This is a genomic window from Candidatus Saccharimonadales bacterium (assembly GCA_040903985.1).
Lineage (GTDB): Bacteria > Patescibacteriota > Saccharimonadia > QS-5-54-17 > QS-5-54-17 > JBBDUI01.
Genome location: JBBDUI010000002.1, coordinates 568,419 through 591,264 on the forward strand (window position 1 = coordinate 568,419; position 22,846 = coordinate 591,264).

The 22,846-nt window shown below is 52.0% G+C and carries 19 protein-coding genes; 18 read left to right on the top strand and 1 reads right to left on the bottom strand.

Translation table 11 applies throughout. The features are described 5' to 3' along the window. Nucleotides 1-101: 101 nt before the first annotated feature. From WD467_03105 to WD467_03150, 10 genes are all read left to right on the top strand, one after another. Nucleotides 102-533, top strand: coding sequence for a PPC domain-containing DNA-binding protein (locus WD467_03105; protein ID MEX2452868.1), 432 nt, complete (start codon nt 102-104; stop codon nt 531-533). Continuing rightward, nucleotides 520-1,302 carry a 16S rRNA (adenine(1518)-N(6)/adenine(1519)-N(6))-dimethyltransferase RsmA gene (gene rsmA, locus WD467_03110; GenBank protein MEX2452869.1) on the top strand — a complete coding sequence of 261 codons (783 nt, stop codon included), beginning with the start codon at nt 520-522 and terminating at the stop codon, nt 1,300-1,302. Before WD467_03105 ends, rsmA begins: the two co-directional genes overlap by 14 nt. A 62-nt stretch (nt 1,303-1,364) precedes the next feature. Then, nucleotides 1,365-3,155, top strand: a complete 1,791-nt coding sequence (locus WD467_03115) for a transglutaminase-like domain-containing protein (protein ID MEX2452870.1) — start codon at nt 1,365-1,367, stop codon at nt 3,153-3,155. A gap of 92 nt (nt 3,156-3,247) precedes the next feature. Beyond that, a complete protein-coding gene (gene metG / locus WD467_03120) occupies nt 3,248-4,690 on the top strand; it encodes a methionine--tRNA ligase (GenBank protein ID MEX2452871.1) in 1,443 nt (480 codons plus the stop codon). A 6-nt stretch (nt 4,691-4,696) separates the two neighbouring features. Beyond that, complete coding sequence (locus WD467_03125) at nt 4,697-5,509, top strand: TatD family hydrolase (GenBank protein MEX2452872.1); 813 nt, start codon at nt 4,697-4,699, stop codon at nt 5,507-5,509. Beyond that, nucleotides 5,506-6,174: a hypothetical protein gene (locus WD467_03130; protein MEX2452873.1), complete on the top strand. Its 669-nt coding sequence runs from the start codon at nt 5,506-5,508 to the stop codon at nt 6,172-6,174. The genes WD467_03125 and WD467_03130 overlap by 4 nt, the downstream gene beginning before the upstream one ends. 8 nt (nt 6,175-6,182) lie before the next feature. Next, complete coding sequence (locus WD467_03135; protein ID MEX2452874.1) at nt 6,183-7,334, top strand: cysteine desulfurase family protein; 1,152 nt, start codon at nt 6,183-6,185, stop codon at nt 7,332-7,334. Between the two features lie 22 nt (nt 7,335-7,356). Beyond that, nucleotides 7,357-7,929 carry a YdcF family protein gene (locus WD467_03140; GenBank protein ID MEX2452875.1) on the top strand — a complete coding sequence of 191 codons (573 nt, stop codon included), beginning with the start codon at nt 7,357-7,359 and terminating at the stop codon, nt 7,927-7,929. Between the two features lie 351 nt (nt 7,930-8,280). Next, complete coding sequence (gene mnmA, locus WD467_03145) at nt 8,281-9,366, top strand: tRNA 2-thiouridine(34) synthase MnmA (protein MEX2452876.1); 1,086 nt, start codon at nt 8,281-8,283, stop codon at nt 9,364-9,366. Between the two features lie 158 nt (nt 9,367-9,524). Further along, on the top strand, nt 9,525-11,408 hold the full coding sequence (locus WD467_03150; protein MEX2452877.1) for an alanine--tRNA ligase: 1,884 nt from the start codon (nt 9,525-9,527) through the stop codon (nt 11,406-11,408). Here WD467_03150 and WD467_03155 read toward each other — a convergent pair. Further along, the gene (locus WD467_03155; protein MEX2452878.1) at nt 11,405-11,929 is read right to left on the bottom strand and encodes a hypothetical protein; all 525 of its coding nucleotides are present in this window, start codon (nt 11,927-11,929) and stop codon (nt 11,405-11,407) included. The genes WD467_03150 and WD467_03155 overlap by 4 nt on opposite strands. 67 nt (nt 11,930-11,996) lie before the next feature. On the opposite strand from WD467_03155, the gene WD467_03160 reads away from it, so the two are divergent. The 8 genes from WD467_03160 (at nt 11,997) to uvrA (ending at nt 22,812) form a co-directional block, all read left to right on the top strand. After that, nucleotides 11,997-13,262, top strand: coding sequence for a cell division FtsA domain-containing protein (locus tag WD467_03160; protein MEX2452879.1), 1,266 nt, complete (start codon nt 11,997-11,999; stop codon nt 13,260-13,262). Further along, nucleotides 13,262-14,866 carry a hypothetical protein gene (locus WD467_03165; protein MEX2452880.1) on the top strand — a complete coding sequence of 535 codons (1,605 nt, stop codon included), beginning with the start codon at nt 13,262-13,264 and terminating at the stop codon, nt 14,864-14,866. Before WD467_03160 ends, WD467_03165 begins: the two co-directional genes overlap by 1 nt. Then, the gene (gene ruvX / locus WD467_03170) at nt 14,844-15,230 is read left to right on the top strand and encodes a Holliday junction resolvase RuvX (protein MEX2452881.1); all 387 of its coding nucleotides are present in this window, start codon (nt 14,844-14,846) and stop codon (nt 15,228-15,230) included. The genes WD467_03165 and ruvX overlap by 23 nt, the downstream gene beginning before the upstream one ends. Further along, the gene (gene mltG / locus WD467_03175) at nt 15,227-16,255 is read left to right on the top strand and encodes an endolytic transglycosylase MltG (GenBank protein ID MEX2452882.1); all 1,029 of its coding nucleotides are present in this window, start codon (nt 15,227-15,229) and stop codon (nt 16,253-16,255) included. Before ruvX ends, mltG begins: the two co-directional genes overlap by 4 nt. Nucleotides 16,256-16,610: 355 nt before the next feature. Continuing rightward, nucleotides 16,611-17,678: a LysM peptidoglycan-binding domain-containing protein gene (locus WD467_03180; protein ID MEX2452883.1), complete on the top strand. Its 1,068-nt coding sequence runs from the start codon at nt 16,611-16,613 to the stop codon at nt 17,676-17,678. A 229-nt stretch (nt 17,679-17,907) separates the two neighbouring features. Then, on the top strand, nt 17,908-19,161 hold the full coding sequence (obgE, locus tag WD467_03185) for a GTPase ObgE (protein MEX2452884.1): 1,254 nt from the start codon (nt 17,908-17,910) through the stop codon (nt 19,159-19,161). Between the two features lie 47 nt (nt 19,162-19,208). Beyond that, on the top strand, nt 19,209-19,826 hold the full coding sequence (locus tag WD467_03190) for a hypothetical protein (GenBank protein ID MEX2452885.1): 618 nt from the start codon (nt 19,209-19,211) through the stop codon (nt 19,824-19,826). A gap of 166 nt (nt 19,827-19,992) precedes the next feature. Continuing rightward, nucleotides 19,993-22,812 carry an excinuclease ABC subunit UvrA gene (gene uvrA, locus WD467_03195; protein ID MEX2452886.1) on the top strand — a complete coding sequence of 940 codons (2,820 nt, stop codon included), beginning with the start codon at nt 19,993-19,995 and terminating at the stop codon, nt 22,810-22,812. Nucleotides 22,813-22,846: the final 34 nt, after the last annotated feature.

Below are 22,846 nucleotides of genomic sequence, written 5' to 3' on the forward strand. Positions count from 1 at the left end.
TCTTCGGGTATCTCCTCTACTATTCCGACTCAGAGATTACAATTAGAGAACCGAACTACTTAGACGCCCCTGATTGTGTTGACCATGCTAAGATAAACACTATGAAACACTATAAATCTGGTGACAGTTGGACTCTAATCTTTAATAAGGGCGAGCCATTCATCGCCACTATGACTGAATTTTGTCATAAGCAGCGAATTAAGGCGGGCTTCTTCCACGGCCTAGGTGGTGTCTTAAGTGCAGAAATCGGCTACTACCATCTCGATCGTAAGGAGTACGAATTTCGTAAACTGGATGAGGTGCTAGAAATAGCTAGTCTGCACGGCAGTGTAGCGCTAAAAGATGATGAACTGTTCATCCATGCTCACGGGGTGTTTAGTGACACTGATTTATGCACTTATGGGGGACACATCAGAGAGATGGTTGTAGGTGGCACCCTCGAGCTACAACTGCAGTCCTTGGAAGGAAGTTGGGCCAGACAGCTAGATGAAGATACGGGACTGAGCCTAATTAATTTCGATGAATCCGCCTAAGAAATCTCTCGGACAGCACTGGTTGTTTGATGATGCAGCGCTAGACGCAGTGGTAGCAGCAGGGGAGGTTACGGCTCAAGATACGGTGCTAGAGATTGGCCCTGGGCTCGGCACTTTAACGGCTAAATTGGTGAGTCAGGCCGCTGGAGTAGTAGCGGTCGAGACGGATCGAGAGTTAGCGGCTGGACTGGCTGCGCGGGTCCCGGCTACCAACCTAGAGGTCGTTAGAGCAGATATTCTGCAGTTTGATTTGACCCAGCTACCAACTGGTTATAAAGCAGTGGCTAACATCCCGTATTATCTAACCTCTAAAATATTGCAGTACCTAATTGAGGCCGATAACTCCCCTACGCTACTAGCTTTACTGATGCAGAAAGAGGTGGCCGAGCGTGTAACCGCTAGCCCGGGGGCGATGTCGGTTTTAGCCTTTAGTGTGCAGTACTACGGTGTCGCAACTATCATGGGGGAGATACCGAAAGAGCTATTCGAGCCAGTGCCAAAAGTCGACTCGGCCATCCTTCAGGTGAAGCCTTATCCTGAACCATACTTTCCGGCCGAACGGAAAATACTTTTTCGTCTGGTCAAAGCTGGCTTCGGGGAACGGCGGAAAAAACTCATTAACTCTCTGGCCGGTGGACTACAGATTAGTAAAGCGGCTAGTCTAGAACTGGTAGAATCGGCCGGCTTACCAGTGACCGTTCGTGCTCAGGAGCTCTCATTGGGCGATTGGGGACGGTTGTATCACTCCTACATCACTTACCTGCGCTAACTGTCCTTAGCATCACTCTAGACTTTTAAACCACAAGCATAGTGGCGTATTATCTATATAAGATGAAAATAAAACTTACAGCCCTAATCGGTGCACTCGTGTTTATTGTCGGGCTAGCCGCGCCAGTTACAGTCGTGGCGGCTAGTGAGGATTTCGATTTTAGTATAAATCATCAGTTTGAGGTGAGTGATAGTACTGTCGGCGTGCGCCATGATATCGAGGTTAACAATAAGAGCCAGACTGGTCTAGAGACTGTTGAGTTCGCTCTACCGGTCGGGGTGGCTAGTGACATCACGGTACGCTATGGCGACGGAGCTAATATACCGTTCAGTTCGGTACTAAAGAGCTCCAGCTCCGGCGGTGTCGAGTTTGAACACACCAGCCTAGTGTTAGATTTCCCTCGGACTAATGATGGTCTGAATAAAAGTTGGAATTTCACGGTGGCCTATAGCACCAGCGAAGGCCGGCACATCAACGGCGAGAGCCGCGTCCTACTTTGGCCGTTTCTCGATGGACGATTGCAGGCGGAATGGAGCGCTACCGTGGATGTGCCCCAGGAGTGGCCGTTACTCAACTACCAGCCGGAGCTGGATATAACTACGGTGGGCTCAGACACCCAGTTTCGCTTTAACGGTAGCGACTACCCCGGGGATGTACTAGGGCTGTCGTTCGGAGCGGATATGCTACATACGCTCAGCTACTCCCAGCGTCTAAGCAACCGCTCACTGCTACCGCGTGTAATGTCTGTGATATTGCCACTTGATCTGCATAGCCAGTCAGTGCAGCTGGAGGATCTGAGCCCGCGCCCGAACCGGATGCGGGTTGATGGGGACGGAAATGTTATCGCTTACTATCGGCTCTGGCCTTTTCAGTCAAAGACGGTCTCCTATAGCGCTCAAGTCAGCTCCCGTCAGCTTCGCTACGACACTACTAAGGCCGGTGACATCACGACTACTCCAGATGATCTTAGAGACTATACGCTAGGGGGTAAGTACTGGTCGACTCAGGGTACGGCCGGTGAGCAGGCGACTCAGCTTATCGATACTGAGACTAATGCCTGGAATAATATTCTGCGCATAGTGACTTACGTGCAGGATGAAGTGCGGTATAACCCGGAGTTAACAGCACGCTTATCGGCCGACAAGGTACTGGAGGCCGGTGAGGGTAATGCCGAGAATTTAGCGGATACGTTACTGACCATGCTACGGAGCCAAGGCATCGCCGCGCGCCTAATCTATGGCCCGGTCTTGCCTAGTACGGGCCTAAGTGATGAAGCTAAATTTCATACCTGGGTCGAGGCTTATGTGCCCGAAGCTGGTTGGGTGCACTTGGATCCGATCTGGGCGCGACTGTTTGGCAGCAGCGGCTCCATCAGCTCTGATCGGATCGGTTTTTTGAGTGTAAGCCATGACGATCAATCTGGGCTGTATCACTCACTGGCGGATACGATTCGGATAGCTCCGGCCGAAACGGCGCTGGAGGAAACAGCTCCGGCCGATTTACTCGACTTATCTGCGGAGCGCTATGTGGTCTTACCGGGATTAATGTTCGATACCCAAAGAGTCGAGAATAGGAGCGGTCGGATAGTCGACGACGTGACGCTAGAAGATACCGCACTTGGTTCCCTAGCTCCGCTTCAGAGCTTGAGTGTACGTAGCTGGCAGCTGGGCGGCTGGAGTCCGCAGACGATAACCGCTACGGTTGGAGAGCTGGAGTTTAGCTCGCAAGCAGGCGTCAACTGGTGGCCCTTTGGTGTCCTCTGCCTCACAGCCATACTAGCTGCTGCCGTTTGGTATCACTTATTACGGCGTAAGCAGTACTTGCATCGACGTCTGGGTCACCATAGTTTCTAGGCCGATCTTTGCCAGTAGGGTGGTCTGAAGTATATTATGGTGGTTGTACGCTTGGTACGTGACAGAGTGAAGATTAAATAGTTTAGGTTAGAATGGCAAAGTTTTACGTTAGCACCCCAATTTATTACATCAACGCTCCGGCCCATATCGGGAACGCCTATACTACCGTAGCGGCCGATGTACTGGCTCGCTACTATCGGCAGCAGAATGACGAGGTGTTTTTCAGCGTCGGTACCGATGAGAATAGTCAGAAAACAGTAAAGGCAGCCGAGCAGCAGGGTCTACCGGTGGGCGAGTATGCGGATGCGCTAGCCGCTCAGTGGAAACTGGTCTGGGATCGGCTGAATATCAGCTACGATCGATTCGTCCGCACCACGGAGCAGGATCATCAAACGGCTGTTTATGCTATGTTCGAGCGCTTGCAAGCTAGTGGCGACATCTACAAAGATACTTATCGTGGCTTGTATTGTGAGGGTTGCGAGGGCTTCGTACGTCCCGGCGATTTAAAGAATGGACTTTGCCCGGACCATCAGGTCGCCCCGCAGGAGATCGAAGAAGAAAACTATTTCTTTAAACTCAGCCGTTACCAGCAAGCACTGCTTGATCACATCACTGCTAATCCGGAGTTCATCCAACCTGAGAGCCGGCGTAACGAAGTAGTCGCCTTTATCACGCGCGGGCTGGATGATTTTAGTATCAGTCGCGAGGGCAAGGAATGGGGTATCCCGTACCCCGGTGATCCAGCACATAAGATCTATGTCTGGGTCGAAGCCTTGATGAACTATCTGACTGTTACCGGTTATCCAGCGGCAGGTTATGAGTCCATCTGGCCGGCCGATGTGCACCTAGTCGGGAAGGATATCATTAAGTTTCACTGTGTTTACTGGCCGGCTTTACTAATGAGTGCTGAGCTGCCTCTGCCTCGAACTGTGATGGCTAATGGATTTCTCAACATAGGTGGGACGAAGATCTCTAAGTCGCTCGGGAATGCTATCGATCCGTTGCAGCTAGTAGAGACCTATGGGGTGGATGCACTGCGCTATATTTTGCTGCGTTCCACACCGTTCGGTCAAGATGGAGACTTCACTATGGAGCGTTTTGAGGCCGTTTATAACAGTGACCTAGCTAATGATCTCGGTAATCTAGTCAGTCGTGTGGCAGCTATGATTACTAAATATCAAGAGGGTACAATCGGTCCGGCGGCCGATCCAGCTCACGATACCAGCCCCTATCATAGCGCTATAAAAAACTTCCGTTTCGACCTGGCACTGGAGCAGGTAGCTAACTTCACTAAGGACCTCAACCTCTATATCGAAGAAGAAAAGCCGTGGCAGGTTGCCCGTGAGGACCCGGAGCATCTGCAAGAGATACTAGCCTACCTCGCTAGCAATCTAGTGCGTGTGGGGCAGATGTTGCAGCCATTCATGCCGGAAACCGGAGAGAAAATCGCTACTATGTTTGGCGGTACTCAGTTAATCCCGATCGAGGGGACTCTCTTTCCTAAGTCTGAATCACACCCTACCGATACTGAGTAGGTGAGTATGGCGGTTGAGCAGCATACCCTAATCGACACCCATACCCATCCGCACATGGCCGGCTATAAATTGCCGCCATCGGAGTTTTGGCAGTTAACTGAAGCGGCAGGAGTGGAGCAGGTCATCTGTGTTGGCACCGATGCGGCCGATTCTCAGCGGGCGATCGAGTTCACCCGGCAGTATAGGTCAGCCCGAGCTAGTGTCGGCCTGCATCCACATGAGGCTAGCAGGTGGGAAGAACAGCGCTCACCCCTAGCGGAGTTAGCTGCTAGCCCAGAGGTAGTGGCGATTGGGGAGTGTGGGCTGGACTACTACTATGCCCACTCGACGGTTGCTGAGCAGCAGGTGGCACTACAGGGACAGTTGGAGCTAGCCTATAAACACGATCTGCCCCTGATATTTCATGTACGCCGTAGTAGCGATCAGGCCGCCGCGTCAGATGCCTTCACCGATCTGTTTGAGCTAATCGACGAGTACGCCGATCGAGCAGGTCGTATCCGAGGTGTGGTGCACTCATTTACGGCCGAACCGGCCACGCTCAAGGCGTGCGTAGATCGTGGGCTGTATATCGGGCTTAACGGCATCATGACTTTTACTCGCGACGCGCCCCAATTAGCCGCCGCCAAGGCAGTACCACTGGCTAATTTAGTGTTGGAAACAGATGCTCCATTCTTGACTCCTGACCCCTATCGTGGTACGGTAAATCATTCTGGACACGTGAGGACAGTGGCCGAATTTTTAAGCCAACTACGTGGCGAGCCGCTAGTTGATGTAGCTAGCGCAACTACCAAGAATGCTAAGGAGCTTTTCAGATTATGATCGACCCAGGTACATTTCAGATACCAAATCAGTCACAGCCTCGGCCTGAGGCTGCGACTGCTGCCAGCTTAGAAAATGATTATGCCGCTGCCTTATCAATAGAGGATGTGAAACGGGGCATAGGTGCAGCTGAGATTTATGCCAACCAAGCCAGTGTGGGGCCGATGCAGGCCGCTCGGGCTGAAGCTAAGCCAGAAGCCAGTACTACGAGTGAGACCATACAGCTGATTAATAACATCGGTGAGTGTGGAGATTGGGTAGCTTACCAGCGGGAGCAGTACCTGCAGAGCGTTAATCCGGTTCGAGGCGTTTGGCAGTGGTTGGGTGGTGTCCCGACTGACCTACCTAGTCTGATGCGTCAAGAGGCTAAGCTTAGCAGCCAGTTGTTTGCCGATCGGCGCAGCACATTGTTTCTCTATGATCGAGCTGGTGCCGGTCATGCCGAATGGGTCTTGCAGGTGGCCGCTCAAAGTCCGAATCAGTTACCGACTACCGTTTACTACGAGGTTAATTCCGGGGCTAACGCTGCCGAGGTTCGTCTACTGGCTAAGTGGCCAGAGTCAGAGCACCGTCACGCTACAGCCGAAGAGGTAGTGCGCCTAAATCTAGCTGCTGCCGCTTACTATAAATTGGTGACCAGTCGAATTTATAACAGCACTAACTAGGGACATCGATGATTTACCTCGATCATGCCGCCGCCACTCCACTGGACGACAGGGTACGAGCGGCCATGCAGCCTTTCGAGCAAGCTAGGTTCTTTAACCCGTCGGCTATTTATACGGCTGCCCGACAGGTGCGGGAAGAGGTCGACGGTTTCCGGCGCCAAATTGCCGGACAGTTAGGCGCTAAACCAAGTGAGGTTATCTTCACTGCTGGGGCAACAGAGAGTATTAACCTAGCGGTAGCCGGAACGACTCGCGCCCATCCAGGCTCTACGGTGGCGGTGAGCGCTATCGAGCATAAAGCGGTACGAGTGAGTGGGACCGGCTATGCAGAGAAAGTGATCGCACTGCCCGTACGAAGTGACGGCCGCTTGCAGTTGGAAGAGATAGCTACTGGTATCACAGATGAAGTAGTGCTAATTAGTGTAGCGCTAGTTAACGGCGAAGTCGGGGTCATCCAGTCGTTAAGCAAGATAGCGGCGCTCCTGCAGGATATTCGGCTCGAGCGACAGCAGCGAGGGGTATCTCGACCGTTATTTCTCCACAGCGATGCCTCTCAGGCACCAGAGTATATCGATATCCAGGTACAAAAACTTGGAGTGGATCTGCTGACACTCAACGGAGGAAAAATCTACGGACCTAAGCAGTCGGGGATTCTCTACGTGCGGCACGGTATTGAGCTAGCGCCGCTTATCTACGGCGGCGGCCAGGAACGAGGCTTAAGGGGTGGTACTGAGAGTGTAGCTGCGCTGGCTGGTTTTGCTACTGCTCTAGAGATTGCCCAGGCCGGGCAGCGCTCGGAAGCGCAGCGGCAGACGGCCCTACAGCGACAGTTATTGCAAGGACTCAGCACTATTGCAGATACCGAAGTCAATGGTAGCCTGAAGCATCGTATCCCGGGTAATGTAAATGTCAGCTTCCGCGGGGTTAATGGAGAGATGTTAGTGCACCATCTCGATACACACGGAATCCTGGCCGCGACGGGTGCTGCCTGTAATGCCGGTGGCACCGAACCCAGTGCTACGCTCATGGCTCTCGGTTGTGACAAGGATCGACTTACCGGCTCTTTACGGTTTAGCCTCGGCCGCAGCACAACTACGGCAGACATAAATACGCTACTGACCGTACTGCATGAGCTAGTGCCCAAACTTCGCCAGCGGTAGTTCGGTTGCTATACTTAGGCTTATGCATTGGCTTTTATACGTAGCAGGAATTTTCCTCTGTCTCTTAGGTTTACTTATCGGGGTCGGAGTCTACATCTCACCGAAAGACGATCTGCGTCAGAGCGACTTAATCGTGGTGGTCAGCGGTGGCGATACTAAGGCTCGGACCGACGAGGCGATTAAACTCTATCATGCCGGCTGGGCGCCGCGATTACTCTTTTCTGGAGCCGCTCTAGATCCGAGTAGCCGTTCGAATGCTGCCGAGATGCGGGAAATCGCGATTGAGGCCGAGGTGCCACCAGATGCGATCTTAGTAGAAGAAGATTCGGATAATACTCGCGAGAATGCCATTATGTCATCTCGGCTGATTGCAGCGTTGGAAGATGAAATGGTGATACTGGTAACCTCTCCGTATCACCAGCGCCGGACTTTTATCGAATTTCGGAACCAGCTAGGGGAGACAGTAGAGATTATCAATCATCCGGCACCGGATGAGCGTTGGAGTCGTCGTTTCTGGTGGCGCACTCCTTATGGCTGGTATCTCACTACTAGTGAGCTACCAAAAGTGCTCTACGCCCTCTCCCAAAGTCGCTGATCGTCAACGGCCATAAAGCGTTAGAGCGGCTCAGAAGTGGAGACTACCTACTCTATTTTTAAACAATGGGTGTCCCTGCAGGCAGTGGCAAGATGACTCAAATAGTGCTGGTGGAAAAAGGGATAGAGGTATACTCGCCAGGTAGACTTGCAAATCTGTGATGACGTTGTAAAACTCCTTACCCCTTCTTGAAGCCCAGAACATCACCAAATCGTCTTCAAAAAGTGTCCGATCGGACACTTTTTGAAGATAGTTGAGTGTAGCCAGGATAAGCCTGGGGATAAGTCTGTGGGGGTGTGGTGGGGCGTGGGGTGGCTTGAGAGGTAGGGAAGGGCTACAATAGAGGTCGTTATGAAGAAGATATTTGTCGGTATGAGTGGCGGGGTGGACAGTTCGGTAGCTGCTGCATTGCTGCAGCGCGACGGGTACGAGGTGACAGGTGTTTATATGAAGAACTGGACTCAGGATGTCGGCGGGATCGAGTGCTCATGGCAGCAGGATCTATCCGACGCTCAGAGCGTGGCCGCTCGTCTCGACATTCCGTTCGAAATTTTCGATTTTGAAACCGAGTATCGCGAGCGGGTGGTCGAGTATATGGTGGCCGAGTATGAGGCCGGCCTTACCCCGAATCCGGATATCATGTGTAATCAAGAGGTGAAGTTCAAGCTGTTCTTGGAGACGGCTCTCGCGCGGGGAGCCGACGGCATCGCCACTGGCCACTACGCCCGCACCCGTAACGGTCAGCTCTATGCCGGAGTAGACGAGAGTAAGGACCAGAGTTACTTTCTCTACCGAGTCAGTATGGCTGCACTCAGACAAAGTCTATTCCCTCTAGGCGAGATGCAGAAGTCAGAAGTACGCCGCCTGGCGGCGGAGCTAGAGCTGGCGACAGCGGCGAAGCCGGACTCTCAGGGTATCTGTTTTATCGGCGAGGTTAGTATCAAGGAATTCCTGCAGCAGTACATCGACACCACCCCGGGTCCGATTAAACATATCGATGGGCGTGTCCTTGGTCAGCACGAAGGAGCCGCGCTCTACACTATCGGGCAGCGCCACGGTCTAGATGTGGGCGGAGCGCTGCTGGACGCTAAACTAGGCGGCGGTTTACCGCTGTATGTTGTGAGCAAGGATATGGCTAGTAACACCGTATACGTGACGGAGAATCTAACCGCGCTAATGCAAGATGAACTAACAATCGATAACCTACACTGGATCGACACTATCCCCCAGCCCGATCATCCCTATCTGGTTCGTACCCGTCACCGCGGTCAATTAATCCCGTCCCACTTTACCGATTTAGCCAAAGCACGGGCTCAACTTAAGCTGTCTGAGCCTGAGCGAGCATTAACTGCTGGGCAGTCAGCTGTAATCTATACTGAAACAGATCAGGGCCTAAAGGTAATCGGCGGCGGAGTAATAGCTGCTCTATCGGGGTAGGCTAGCCCTTCTGTCTCGTCTCACTGTAGTTCGACTAAGTAAATACCTAGTAGCTGAGAGTTGTGCTGTATCGTTTATACTCACGATCGTGAGATAAACGATACAGCTTCCTACGAGTGGTTTTGCGCCAGGAGTAAAACAACGCTACAATTACAGGGATGAATACTCAGGAAATCCGGCGTAAATATTTAGATTTTTTTGCTGCTAGCCAGCACACCGTTATCCCGCGGGCTAATCTAGTGCCGCAGGATGATGCCACTACGCTTTTCACCGGTTCCGGGATGCAGCCACTACTACCTTATCTATTAGGTGCGGAGCATCCGGCGGGCAGTCGTCTGGTCAATTCCCAGACTTGTCTGCGCGCCGAGGACATCGAGGAGGTAGGGGACAATCGCCACACCACCTTTTTCGAGATGTTGGGTAATTGGAGTTTAGGCGATTACTTTAAGCCGGAACAGCTACCGTGGTTTTTCGAATTTTTAGTGGATGTGGTCGGTCTAGATCCGGAGCGACTCTACGTTACTGCCTTTATCGGGGACACTACGTATGATATACCCCGAGATACTGAGGCAGCTGAGATCTGGCAACAGCTCTTTGCGAGCAAAGACATCGAAGCGAAGGTAGCAGATATCGGTTCTGAGGCCGACGGGGCTAAGCGCGGTATACAGACCGGCGAACGGATTTTCTATTATGATGGCAGTAAGAACTGGTGGACTCGAGCTGGAAATATCGCCTCAATGCCTGAAGGTGAGCCGGGCGGTCCTGATTCGGAAGTGTTTTACGAGTTCGTTGATATCGAACATGATGAGACTTTTGGTCAGCACTGCCACCCTAACTGCGACTGTGGGCGCTTTTTAGAGATCGGTAACTCCGTCTTTATGCAGTATGTGAAGACGGCCGATGGATTTGCTGAACTACCGAAACGCAATGTCGATTTCGGTGGTGGGCTGGAGCGAATTGCTGCTGCTAGCATGGATAATCCCGACGTCTTTAGCATTAGTTTGCTTAAACCCATCATCACCGGTCTAGAAGAGATAAGTGGCAAAAAATATACAGAAGCCACCACAGCGATGCGTGTGATTGCCGATCACCTGCGAGCCTCGGTTTTTCTCGCTTTAGATGGCGTGGCACCGAGCAATAAAGAGCAGGGTTACGTGATGCGACGGCTGATGCGGCGGGCGATTCGCTTCGCTTTCGATCTCGAGATCGACAATGATCTTATATCTCGAACGGTCCCCCTTATTATCACTGCTTATGAAGCTGATTTTTCAGAGTTAGCTGAGCGCAAACAGCAGATTATCGAGTTAATGATGAATGAAGAACGAGTATTTCGCCAAACGTTGCGTAAAGGGATTAGAGAGTTTGATAAATTAGCTACGACTGCACTTAATGGCGAACTAATCTTTAAACTTTACGATACTTATGGCTTTCCACCTGAGCTCTCAACCGAGGAAGCCAAGCAGCGTGGTGTTAAGTTGTCGCCTAATTGGTCGGCTGAGTTTGAGACCAGTCTCGAGGAGCAACGCCAGCGGTCCCGGACTGCGACTAAAGGCCAGTTTAAGGGTGGCTTAGGTGGCGAAGACGAGATGCACAAGCAGTACCACACCGCTACCCACCTGATGTACCGCGCTCTACGTGAAGTATTAGGCGATCATGTAGTACAGAAAGGCTCGAACATCACTGATGAGCGACTGCGGTTCGACTTCACTCATCCAGAGAAGCTGACGGATGATGAGCGGCAGCGCATCGAGGAGATCGTTAACCAGCGTATCGAGATGGATCTAAACGTGACATGGGAAGAGTTGCCGACCGATCAAGCACTAGGGCAGGGGGCGTATGGCGCTTTCGGCGATACCTATGGGGATAAAGTGAAGGTTTATTCGATGCAGGATGAAGATGGCGAAAAGTATAGTTTTGAAATTTGTGGTGGGCCACACGTCGATCGTACTAGTGAGCTCGCTAAGGGTGGTAAGCGGTTTAAGATTACTAAGGAAGAGTCGTCTTCCGCCGGTGTACGCCGGATTAAGGCCGTACTAAGCTAAGTATCAAGCTGGGAGCGAAGGGCGGCGGCTACTAGGTCTTTAAACCCTTTGGCCTGTGGATCGGTGTCGACATTCCAGCGCTGATTTAGATCGTACATGTGGCCAAACTGGGGGTCCGCAAATTCATGACCAGCGAATTCAACACTGCGCTCGTAGCGCGGACGCATATGGTAGTGCAGGTGTGGCTTGGGCTCTTTCGCCTGGAAGGCGTCATTACCCAGTTCGGTCCAGTTGCACATTCGAGCTCCGAAGACCTGAAGCACAGCCGATTCCAGATCGACTTTTAGGTAGTGGAAGGCTAGAACTTCAGCCTCACTTAGATCCGCCTCACTATCTATATGTCGAGTAGGCATGACTAGACAGCGACCTAAGTAGCCTTGGTCACGCGAAACTAATATTTGCCACCCAGCTCGTCGACAGATTAAGCCATCGGTCTGGTCGAGCACTTCTTCGCAAATAATACAGCCCGGCTCCCGCTCAGGCGGTAGTGGTTGGTTGTGTAATGATTCTTTTGCCTGCATATTTTAGTTAGTCTATCATGTCGGCCGGCTACATAACTCTAGTGGTTATGCTAAAATAGCCGTAGCTATGCTTGCCAAACTGAAACAACGATTTAATAAAAAACCGACCGATCGCCACATTGTGGCACTCGACATCGGTACCGAGTACGTTAAGGCGCTGATTGCCCGTGTCGTAACCGATGCTGAAAGCGGCGAAACTAAGGCGGAGATCATCGGTGTCGGGCGTAAACACCAGGGTTTGAGCGATATGCACTCTGGAGCTATCGCTGATATTGCCGGCGTGGTTAGTAATTGTGACACTGCCCTCACTGAGGCGGAGAAGATGGCTGGGGTCAGCGTCGAGGATGCCGTCGTCGGCATCGCCGGTGAATTGGTCAAAGGCAACACTACGACGATCAAGTACCGACGCTCGGATGCGAAGAAAGATATCGACAACCGTGAACTGAAAGAGATTATCGAGCAGGTACAACGGCGAGCCCTAGAGCGAGCCCGGGCTGAACTGGCTTGGGAATCGGGCGTAGAGAATATCGAGATTACGATGGTGAATGCCGCGGTAGTTAACGTTTCGATCGACGGCTACAAAGTGACTAATCCGATCGGTTTTCAGGGTAAGGACGTCTCAGTTCAGCTTTTCTGTGCCTTCGCCCCAATGGTGCATATCAGTGCTATCGAGCGGGTAGCCTTAGACCTCAACCTCAATCTGATAGGGGTGACAGCCGAACCGTTCGCGGTGGCTAAATCGGTTGGAGCCGATGTGAGCGAGAGCTTTAGCGCCATCTTTATCGATGTCGGTGGAGGTACGACCGATATCGCTCTGGTTAACGATGGCGGCGTGGAAGGGACTAAGATGTTTGGTATCGGTGGAAGGAGTTTCACTACAGCGGTAGCAAAGGCTCTAGATATCGATTTTGCGGCTGCGGAGAAGCGCAAGTGTGACCTCACTACTGAGTCGAAAGACGAATCGGTTCGCAAATCCCTAGTACCCACCGTCAAGGTCTGGCTGAGCGGGGTGGAGCTGGCGCTGAGTGAGTTTACCAACATCGATCAGTTGCCGAGCAAGATTCTCCTCTGCGGTGGTGGTTCCGGTCTGCCTTATGTCCCTCGGGCGTTGATGAGTAAGGCTTGGCGTGAGCAAGTGCCGATAGCTCATGATATTGTAGTGGAGCACATCGATCCGGCTCAGGTTGATCGGGTAGTAGATACTACCGGCAAGGTTACGGATTATGCCTACATCACTCCGATGGGCCTGTTAAATGTCGGTTTAGATGCTATCACGGCCGAGCCACCGAGCCAGAAATTTATCAATAAACTTAATCAAGCGATGCAGAGCTAATGAAGCAGATATATCTCGACAGTGATGACGAAATCACTGAAATCATCTCAAAACTAGAAGAGCTGAGTGATGAGACTGTGGCTCTAGTACCACCCAAACGTTCGACCGTACTGCAGAGCGTAGTTAATCTCAAGCTACTCAATAAAGCCGCTGCGGCCGCTGATGTCAGTCTAGTACTGATTACGCGCGATCCAGCTATCTTGAATGTAGCCGCTCAGCTTAAACTGTTGACAGCGCCTAATCTTGAGACCGAACCGATTGTGCCCGAGCCAGCTACCTCAGCTCAAGAGATACCGAGCGATACCATCGATGGCACTATCCCTACCGAGTCTGATCTTAACAGTGCCGATAAGGCAGCAAAAAAGGTAAAGCAGCCGCAATCGGATGCTCTACCTGGTAAAGGGAAGAAGAGTAAACGAGTGCCTGACTTTGATCGGTTTAAGAAGTGGATCCTGATTGGACTAGCCGCTATTTTCCTCATCGGTGGGGGTGTCTGGGCTATCTTCGCCCTGATGCCAGGCGCCGAGATTGCGATTAGTGGTCGAACTCAAGATGTCAGTGCAGATTTTAGTGCTACTTTCGACCCTAGTGCAGAGAACTCCGATATCGCCGCCGCTGTCTTAGCGGCCGAGTCTAGGCAGGTGGGTCGGACCTTGACCGCCACTTTCCCGGCTACCGGTGAGGCTACGGTGGGGGATAGGGCTACTGGTCAGGTTACGGTGACAAACTGCCAGTCGCCGGCTCCTGGCTCTATCACCATTGAGTCAGGTGATACCCTGACTGCAGCTAACGGTAATAACTATCTGGCTACTGCTACAGTGGTAGTGCCCGGTAGTACGGCTGGCACTGGCTTTACCTGTACCGGTGATGGGCAAGCTACCGTACCGGTGCAAGCCGTAGAGATCGGCGAGACTTATAACATTGGCCCCACTTCCTACACGGTAGAAGGCTATTCGTCTAACACAGTCTCCGGGCAAGGTGGCAATATGACTGGGGGTAGCTCAGAAGAGGTGACAGTAATCTCAGCTAGCGACGTAGAGAAAGCCCGAGGAGAGCTACTCGAGAGTGAAGAGGCCGCCGTTAAGGAGGAGCTACGCCGTCAGTTCGATGAGGAGTTCTACGTAATCGAGGAGTCATTCGCTGCTAACGTCAGTGAGACTTCGACCGAACCAGACGTTGGTGAAGAGGCCGAGACCGGCCGCCTAATCCTGCAAGTGGCGTTTACGATGTTGGCCGTAGAACAGAGCGAGCTGGAAGACCTATTAGAGTCTCAGTATCTCGATAAGGTAGAGGACAGCACTTCTCTAGCAGCTGTAGAAACCGGTCTGGATGAGGTTGAGATCACAGCTACTGATGAGAGTACCGTTTTCCGTATTCAGGGTGCCGGTGTCATAGGCCCCGATATCGGTACCACTGAGTTGAAGCAGGCCGTAGCCGGGATGAGCTATACCGAAGCGATCGCGCATATTGAGGCGATACCAAATGTTACCCAAGTGCAGATTGATTTAACCCCGTTCTGGTCCTCGGCCGTACCGAGCGATGCCGAGCGAATTAATATTGAGTTTGAGGTAGATCGCTCCGATGCCGACGATACTAGCAATTGATTGGGGAAGCCGCCAAGTAGGTACGGCGTTAGGTAATACCGTAGCTCGGATTGGCACCCCACACCTGCCACTGGCAAATGATGCCGATTTATCGGTTAATCTCCAGAAGCTAATAGAGAGTGAGTCGGTCGAGAGAGTGATCGTCGGTCTCCCACGTAATCTCGAGGGAGAAGAGACGGCTCAATCAGAGGAGATTCGTGCATTTGCAACTCAGCTTGCAGATAGACTACAGTGCCCCGTACTGTTGCAGGACGAAACATTAAGTACTCAAGCTGGCCAGGAACTCCGTAGTCGCTACCCCAGGGCTGACAAGGACAGCTTAGCAGCAGCCGTTATCTTACAGGATTATTTAGAGACGCTATGAAACAGTTAACTATTACTCGCAAGAATCGCCAGCGTAAGCTATTTATCATCATCGGAATTTTTCTCGCACTCTTACTTGTGGGGGTGTGGACTCGGCAGTGGTATCAGCAGCAGTTATTACCAGTGAGTGATGATAGTGAGCTGCGTTATATCACAATCGAGCCAGGTATGTCCTCGACCGCTATCGCTGAATCTCTCCATAGCGAAGGGGTTATACGTAATGTATTAGCCTTTCGAATTCACGCTAGACTGGAGCAGGCCTCACACAGCATTCAGGCCGGCTTCTACGGCTTAGCCCCTAATCAGTCAGCGACAGATATTCTAACCACCCTTACCGCTGGAGAGGTGGCCAGCATCGTGGTGCGGATACCGGGTGGAAGTGAGTTAACGGAGATAGAGGAGATACTGATCGAAGCGGGCTTTGAGCCGCCAGATGTAGCGAGCGCCCTGAATGAGGACTACGATCTAGATCTACTAGATGAAAAGCCGGCCGGCACTACTCTCGAGGGCTATCTGTTCCCTGATACCTATCATGTCGAAGCTAACGGTAGTGCAGCTGATATAGTGCGGCTAGCTCTGGTTAATATGCAGCAGCAACTCGACGCTGACTTAGTAGGGGCGTGGCGTCAGCGAGGTTTCTCTATCCATGAGGGGCTGACTCTGGCCTCGATCGTGCAGAAAGAGGCTCCCGATTCTGAGACTCAAGCACGCGTTTCTCAGGTATTCCAGACCCGGCTAGAGCAAGGGATGATGCTACAGGCCGACCCGACCTATCTCTATGCTGCCCGTCAGTTAGGGGTCAACGCCACACCTGGTCTCGATTCTCCCTATAATACCTACCGCTATGAGGGGTTACCACCCGCTCCGATCGCAACAATTGAGCGAAGTGTACTCGAGGCGATCGCTAGTCCCAGTGCTGGGGATTACCTCTACTTCGTCACCGGTAAGGACGGGGTAACCCGCTTCTCCCGTACCCAGCGAGAGCATGACGCCTACATTCAACAGCACGGTGTAAGTGGTACATAAACCTCCCACAAAACATATTTTACGCAATGTCAATGAAATTTCATCTGTAAATTATTATATTTAGACTTAGCTAAGCGATAATCACTATATTGACACCCCCTAGGATGCTTGCTAGGATTAGAACATTACTTATTGAGCGTAAGAGTTTAACCTTAAATCTTAATGTTCGTAAGTGATTTGCCGCAGTTTCCACCTCATAACTTAACGGTCGTAGGTGTAGTAACTAAAAGCTACGGTAATACCTCTCTGGTAACAGATTGGACAGGAGATTGTTATTAGTACCAAGCAGGCGACAGAGTTACTGCTCACGCGAGCAGCTACTCACAACCGGTTTAACGACCGTGCGCAAACTGCAATGGCTACCCTCAAGCGACTTAGCCCGCATGTGTCACACATAGCGGTAGCGCTTGGTATAGTCACACTCATCGGCCTTAGTGGTCCGATGGTAGCTCAGACCAAACAGAACGCTAACGACGTCCTAGCTCGTACCAGTGGCGAGGGTGGAGTGGTCGATAAGGCTACTTCAGCCTATATCGCCGCTAACGTAGCCAGTGGCCTCGGTATTAGCGTGGCTGGACAGGTCAGCGAGCACAGTGAGAGCTTGAGCACTCAGTCACAGTTGCTATCAAGCGACAGTGCCTACCTGCGTAAGGCCAGTGCTGTAGCTACCGACTCGGTGAGCCGCAGTGATATCCGTAGCTATACGGTTAAAAGCGGTGAAGACATCGATGATATAGCTCGTAAGTTTGGTATTACTACCAACACTATCCGTTGGGCCAACGACATTAACCCCGGTGCCGGTGTAGATGTCGGTGCTAAACTGACTATTCTGCCGGTAAACGGTGTGCTGCATGAGGTTCAAAGTGGTGATACTGCCGATAAGCTAGCCGAGAAGTATGAGGCTAATGCGACGCAGATCATTAGCTTTAACGATGCCGAAGTGGACGGTCTGAAGAGCGGTCAGAAGATCGTCATCCCTAACGGTACTAAGCCGGCCCCACAGTTCAATCCTACCAATAGTTACTTTGCTAACGCTTTTGTACCGAGCTACGGCTATGGTGCAAGTAGCGCTACTTTCGTCGGCCGCAGTAATGGAGTGAGCGGTGGTGATAACCGACATTTCGGCGGTCAGTGTACTTGGTATGTAGCGGAACGAAAGGGAATCTATGGTGAGACTTGGGGTCATGCTTCTCAGTGGGCTAACAGTGCTGTTGCGCGGAATATTCCTGTAAGTACGGAGCCGCGTGTCGGTGCGATTGCCCAGCGTGGTGGGGGTTATGGTGGTCTAGGACATGTAGGAATAGTAGAGGAGTTGCTTGAAGATGGTCGTATTCGTGTTCGTTCGATGAACCTAAGCGGCGTCTGGAACATCCATGACGAGATAGTTGCGCCATCTAGCTATTCAGCTTACATATATCGATAAGCGGAGACAATCGATGCTATTTAACTCCTTCTACTTCTACTCGACCTGCTACCCTAAAGGCTTAAAGTTGAAAACACTACTCCAACTAGGGAAGACCAAGCCGTAGCATCTGCTACGGCTTTTCCCTGTCTATAGCGCTGGGAACTGCGGTCAACAATACTCTTAACTTTATAAACTCTTTATACGGCCTGGGTAGCAAAAGCTGCGCAGGCTGGCTACACTACTAGGTATGTTTGTAGATGAAGCCTCGATTAGAGTTCAAGCCGGCAAAGGCGGGTCAGGTGTGGCCAGTTTCCGGACGGAAAAATTCGTCTCTCGGGGTGGTCCGGACGGTGGCGACGGTGGTGACGGTGGTAATGTCGTGGTTCGGGCCAGTAATAATGTCAATACGCTAGCTAAGTTTCGCCACAGTAAACAGATTAAAGCTGAGGCTGGAGAGTCGGGTCGTAAGCGTCGAGCCCACGGCAGAAACGGAGAGGACGTAGAGATTATCGTCCCCGTCGGCACCGTTATTTATGAGGGCGATACAGCGATAGCCGATCTCGTCGAGGTGGACGCTACGGCTATTTTAGCTCACGGCGGTAAGGGTGGCTTTGGTAACGCCCACTTCGTCTCCTCCACGCGGCAAGCACCACGCATCGCCGAGCTCGGTGAGCCAGGCGAGGAGAAAGAGCTACGGTTGGAGCTGAAGAGTGTGGCCGACATCGGGCTAGTAGGACTGCCAAACGCTGGTAAGTCGACGCTGCTCTCTGTTATCAGTAACGCTCGGCCCGAGATCGCCGACTATCCCTTTACTACCCTAGTGCCTAATCTAGGTGTGGCCGAGGTGTATGATGAAGCGCTGATAGTAGCTGACATCCCCGGCTTAATCGAGGGGGCCAGTGAAGGCAAAGGTTTAGGCGATGACTTTTTGCGCCATGTAGAGCGAACTAAGGTGCTACTACATCTGATCGATGCCGGTTCAGACGATGTGGTAGCTGCTTACCAGACGATCGAGAAGGAGCTTAACTCCTACGCTATCGATTTATCCCATAAGCCACGCCTAGTGGCCCTAACTAAGGCCGATGCGGTGCCAGAAGAGATAGTGACGGCCCACCAAGAGCAACTACGAGAGCTTACGGGGGAGGAAGTTTATGTCATAGCCAGTGTAGCTCACCAGGGGCTTAAAGAGGTGTTAGATGCGGCGCTGACGACTGTGAAGTCGGTAGCGGAGACGGAAGAGTTGGAGCCGACGGAGGATATGCCTACCCTCACTTTGGATGACGATCCCCGTAGCTGGAGTATCGAGGAGCTGGACGGAGAGTTTACGATTCATGGCGAACAGCTGGAAAGTTTTGCGCGCCGTACAGATATGAATAACAGTGAAGGTGTTGATCGCTTGCGTGACATCATGAAAAAGCGCGGTGTAAACCGAGAACTGACTCGACGTGGCATCCAGCCGGGCGATAAGATTCGTATTGGGGGCAAGACACTCCACTGGTAGTCGTCCTTCGATTTGCAAAATCAATCGATTAATTGTTTAATAAAGAAATGAAAGTACGACATGAGGCGTCCCCACTACTAGCTGTGGCCGAGATAGAGCCAATACAGGTTTATGAAGGCAACCGTCTGGTCATCGAGCAGGGTATAGACTACCCTAGCGATTTAGACTTAAATCCGGTTCGAGCTTTGCTATTGCGCTCAAGAGAGTTTATACCGGCGGTAGCTAGCGTCCGCCTAAATGGTGGACGACTCGGTGTCAGGCTGTTTGACTATAGAGCTGAGCGTAACATCACTCCAGATAAACAACAGCGGATGCAACGGAAGCTGTGCCAAGTGTTTGGGGGTGAGAGTGGAACGGCTGGTCAAGTTGGAGCAGCGGTAGTGTTAGGCGTCGGGCTTAATCTCGAAAGTGAAGATCCAGCCCGGGCTACGGTGAACTGCCAACTGATCAATACGGAATACCTTCAGCATGAGCAGTTTTTAATCTCTACTAACTTTCGCCGTTTCGGCTTCAACTTACGGATGGATGGTCCGGATGCGATCCACTTGCTCCCGCTAGGACATCTACATTTCGATCAAGTGTCCGATGCAGAACAGCTCGAGCGCTTTCGTAAGGACCTCACCCGAGAGGCTCCCGCAGTCGTTAGTTTCGACCCGTTGGTATAGCGGGCTACACCACTGGAAAAATGGGTGGTTTTGTAGTAATATATCTCTTTGATGAATCTGACGCTGAGATGTAATTTACAGCGTAGGGGCGGGCGATAACAAACCGTTTACGACAGATTTAGGGCTCTTTTGAGAGAGCCAATAATTTATACGATGAGGAAGCAGTATGAGCGAGCAGATACGGATCAAGGGTGCACGCGAGCACAACTTGAAAAACATAGACTTAACCCTCCCGAGGGATGAGTTAATCGTCATTACCGGTCTGAGTGGTTCCGGCAAGTCCAGTCTGGCTTTCGACACTATCTATGCCGAAGGTCAACGCCGCTATGTTGAATCGCTCAGCTCATATGCTCGCCAGTTTTTAGGCATGATGGAAAAACCCGACGTGGATCAGATCGAAGGTCTCAGCCCAGCCATCTCGATCGATCAGAAGTCGACCAGTCGCAACCCGCGCTCGACGGTAGCTACTGTGACGGAGATTTACGACTACTTACGCCTACTCTACGCTCGGGTCGGCATACCGCATTGTCCAATTTGTGGCGAAGAGGTAGAGCGTCAGTCGTTAACGCAGATTGTCGATGCCGTTTTGCAGCTACCGCGGGCTACTCGACTACTACTGCTAGCGCCAGTAGTAGTCGATCGCAAAGGCGAGTTTCGGCATATACCGGCCGAACTAAAGAAGGCCGGGTTTGCCCGAGTGCGCGTCGATGGAGTTACATATGATGTTGACGAGTTTCCGAGCCTGGATAAAAAGTACAAGCATACCATCGAAGTTATAGTCGACCGATTGGTAATCGGGGATGATATCCAGGGTCGTTTGAGTGAATCGGTCGAGCAGGCTTTGGATCTGGCGGACGGCACTATCAAGGTGCTAGAGGCCGACTCCGAGATCATACATACTTATAGTGACCGGTTTGCCTGCCCTAATCATCCAGAAGCGCCGATCGTCGAGATGGCGCCACGGAGCTTTTCCTTCAACTCCCCGCACGGCGCCTGCCCTAGCTGTATGGGACTAGGCATGAAGCTAGAGATCGATCCTGAGGTAATCGTACCGAACGACCGATTGACGATCGCCGAAGGAGCGATCCGACCCTGGGCCTGGGGTCGCCAGGATGCTTGGTATCAGCGACGACTGCAGGCAGTGGCCGATAGCAAGGGCTTTGACGTTAATACACCTTGGCGCGAGCTCGACCCAGCGGCTCGCGAGATAGTGCTCTATGGGGCCAATGAAGACGAGCGGTTCGAGGTTGACATCGCCAGTACCGGGCGGCAGTATGGTGCTACTTTCGAAGGAGTGATCCCTAATCTCGAACGCCGCTATCACGATACTGACTCTGAGTTTATGAAGCGTGACATCGAGAAGTACATGCGGGAGCGAGAGTGTCCGGTCTGTCACGGAGCGCGGCTAAAGCCCGAAGTCCTGGCCGTCACAGTGGCCGACAAATCGATCATCGACGTCACTCAAGCTAGTATCGGTGATATTCGACAGTGGTTTGCGGAGATTAAACTGACGTCGCGGCAACAGCAGATCGGCCAACAAGTGTTCAAGGAGATTCAGGAGCGGCTGCAGTTCTTGCATGATGTCGGGCTGGACTATCTAACGCTTGATCGTAGTGCCAATACTTTAAGTGGTGGAGAGGCTCAGCGCATTCGCTTAGCTACTCAGATCGGCTCCGGCCTGATGGGAGTACTCTATGTACTAGATGAGCCTTCGATCGGGCTACATCAGCGGGATAACGCTCGATTGATAGCTACCCTGACCCGACTACGTGATCTGGGCAATACCGTTATCGTGGTCGAGCACGATGAAGAAACGATTCGGGTGGCCGATACCGTGGTCGACGTCGGTCCAGCAGCTGGGGAGCACGGCGGCGAGATCGTAGCCTTCGGCACACCGGAGGATGTAGCGGCGGATAAAAACAGCCTGACCGGCCAGTATCTCAGCGGTACACGCTCGATACCCTCTCCAGCCAAACGGCGGAAGGGGAATGGCAAGCAGCTGCGGATAGTCGGTGCGCGTGAGCACAATCTAGATTCGGTCGATGTGGAGTTGCCTTTAGGTACCTTTATCGCCATCACTGGTGTATCCGGTTCTGGTAAATCGACCTTAGTGAACGACATCTTAGCCAAGCATTTGAGTATGCGTCTGCATCGGGCTAACGAGGTACCGGGTAAGCATGAGGTTATCGAAGGCGTGGAGCACCTAGACAAAGCGATTACTATCACCCAGAGCCCGATCGGCCGCACACCGCGCTCCAATCCAGCGACTTATACTAATGTCTTCACCGATATTCGGACGCTGTTTGCCAAGACTCCGGAGGCCCGTATCCGTGGTTATAAGCCGGGGCGTTTTAGTTTTAACGTTAAAGGCGGACGCTGTGAAGTCTGCCGTGGCGACGGTGTGATTAAGATTGAGATGCACTTTCTGCCCGATGTGTACGTAACCTGTGAGGAGTGCAAAGGCCAGCGCTATAATCGTGAGGCACTAGAGATCCACTATAAAGGAAAGACTATCTCTGATGTCTTGAATATGACAGTAGAGGAAGCGGCAGAGTTTTTCGCTAACGTTCCCAGTATTAAGCGTCGTATGGAGACGCTAGAGCGAGTGGGTCTAGGCTATATTCGATTAGGCCAGCCAGCCACTACTCTCAGTGGGGGTGAGGCGCAGCGGATTAAGCTGGCTAGCGAACTATCGCGTCGCAGCACAGGCAAAACCTTCTATATCTTAGACGAACCGACCACTGGACTACACTTCGCCGATGTTGAGAAGCTACTTGATGTCTTGCAAGAGCTGGTCGCAAGCGGCAACACAGTGTTAGTGATTGAGCATAATCTGGACGTGATTAAAAATGCCGATTGGATCATCGATCTCGGTCCCGAGGGTGGCTCGGGTGGCGGTCAGGTGATTGCGAGTGGTACGCCAGAGGTAGTGGCCCAAGTGAAAGAGTCCTATACTGGTCAGTACCTTAAGAAGGCGCTCAAGTAAATTTTGCCCCAAAGGAGATGATAAAATAGTGGCG

What these genes read in the sequence shown, in the direction of transcription:
- WD467_03105 (MEX2452868.1), top strand. Translation starts at nt 102, where the DNA reads ATGAAACACTATAAATCTGGTGACAGTTGGACTCTAATCTTTAATAAG.
- rsmA (MEX2452869.1), top strand. Translation starts at nt 520, where the DNA reads ATGAATCCGCCTAAGAAATCTCTCGGACAGCACTGGTTGTTTGATGAT.
- WD467_03115 (MEX2452870.1), top strand. Translation starts at nt 1,365, where the DNA reads ATGAAAATAAAACTTACAGCCCTAATCGGTGCACTCGTGTTTATTGTC.
- metG (MEX2452871.1), top strand. Translation starts at nt 3,248, where the DNA reads ATGGCAAAGTTTTACGTTAGCACCCCAATTTATTACATCAACGCTCCG.
- WD467_03125 (MEX2452872.1), top strand. Translation starts at nt 4,697, where the DNA reads ATGGCGGTTGAGCAGCATACCCTAATCGACACCCATACCCATCCGCAC.
- WD467_03130 (MEX2452873.1), top strand. Translation starts at nt 5,506, where the DNA reads ATGATCGACCCAGGTACATTTCAGATACCAAATCAGTCACAGCCTCGG.
- WD467_03135 (MEX2452874.1), top strand. Translation starts at nt 6,183, where the DNA reads ATGATTTACCTCGATCATGCCGCCGCCACTCCACTGGACGACAGGGTA.
- WD467_03140 (MEX2452875.1), top strand. Translation starts at nt 7,357, where the DNA reads ATGCATTGGCTTTTATACGTAGCAGGAATTTTCCTCTGTCTCTTAGGT.
- mnmA (MEX2452876.1), top strand. Translation starts at nt 8,281, where the DNA reads ATGAAGAAGATATTTGTCGGTATGAGTGGCGGGGTGGACAGTTCGGTA.
- WD467_03150 (MEX2452877.1), top strand. Translation starts at nt 9,525, where the DNA reads ATGAATACTCAGGAAATCCGGCGTAAATATTTAGATTTTTTTGCTGCT.
- WD467_03155 (MEX2452878.1), bottom strand. Translation starts at nt 11,929, where the DNA reads ATGCAGGCAAAAGAATCATTACACAACCAACCACTACCGCCTGAGCGG.
- WD467_03160 (MEX2452879.1), top strand. Translation starts at nt 11,997, where the DNA reads ATGCTTGCCAAACTGAAACAACGATTTAATAAAAAACCGACCGATCGC.
- WD467_03165 (MEX2452880.1), top strand. Translation starts at nt 13,262, where the DNA reads ATGAAGCAGATATATCTCGACAGTGATGACGAAATCACTGAAATCATC.
- ruvX (MEX2452881.1), top strand. Translation starts at nt 14,844, where the DNA reads ATGCCGACGATACTAGCAATTGATTGGGGAAGCCGCCAAGTAGGTACG.
- mltG (MEX2452882.1), top strand. Translation starts at nt 15,227, where the DNA reads ATGAAACAGTTAACTATTACTCGCAAGAATCGCCAGCGTAAGCTATTT.
- WD467_03180 (MEX2452883.1), top strand. Translation starts at nt 16,611, where the DNA reads ATGGCTACCCTCAAGCGACTTAGCCCGCATGTGTCACACATAGCGGTA.
- obgE (MEX2452884.1), top strand. Translation starts at nt 17,908, where the DNA reads ATGTTTGTAGATGAAGCCTCGATTAGAGTTCAAGCCGGCAAAGGCGGG.
- WD467_03190 (MEX2452885.1), top strand. Translation starts at nt 19,209, where the DNA reads ATGAAAGTACGACATGAGGCGTCCCCACTACTAGCTGTGGCCGAGATA.
- uvrA (MEX2452886.1), top strand. Translation starts at nt 19,993, where the DNA reads ATGAGCGAGCAGATACGGATCAAGGGTGCACGCGAGCACAACTTGAAA.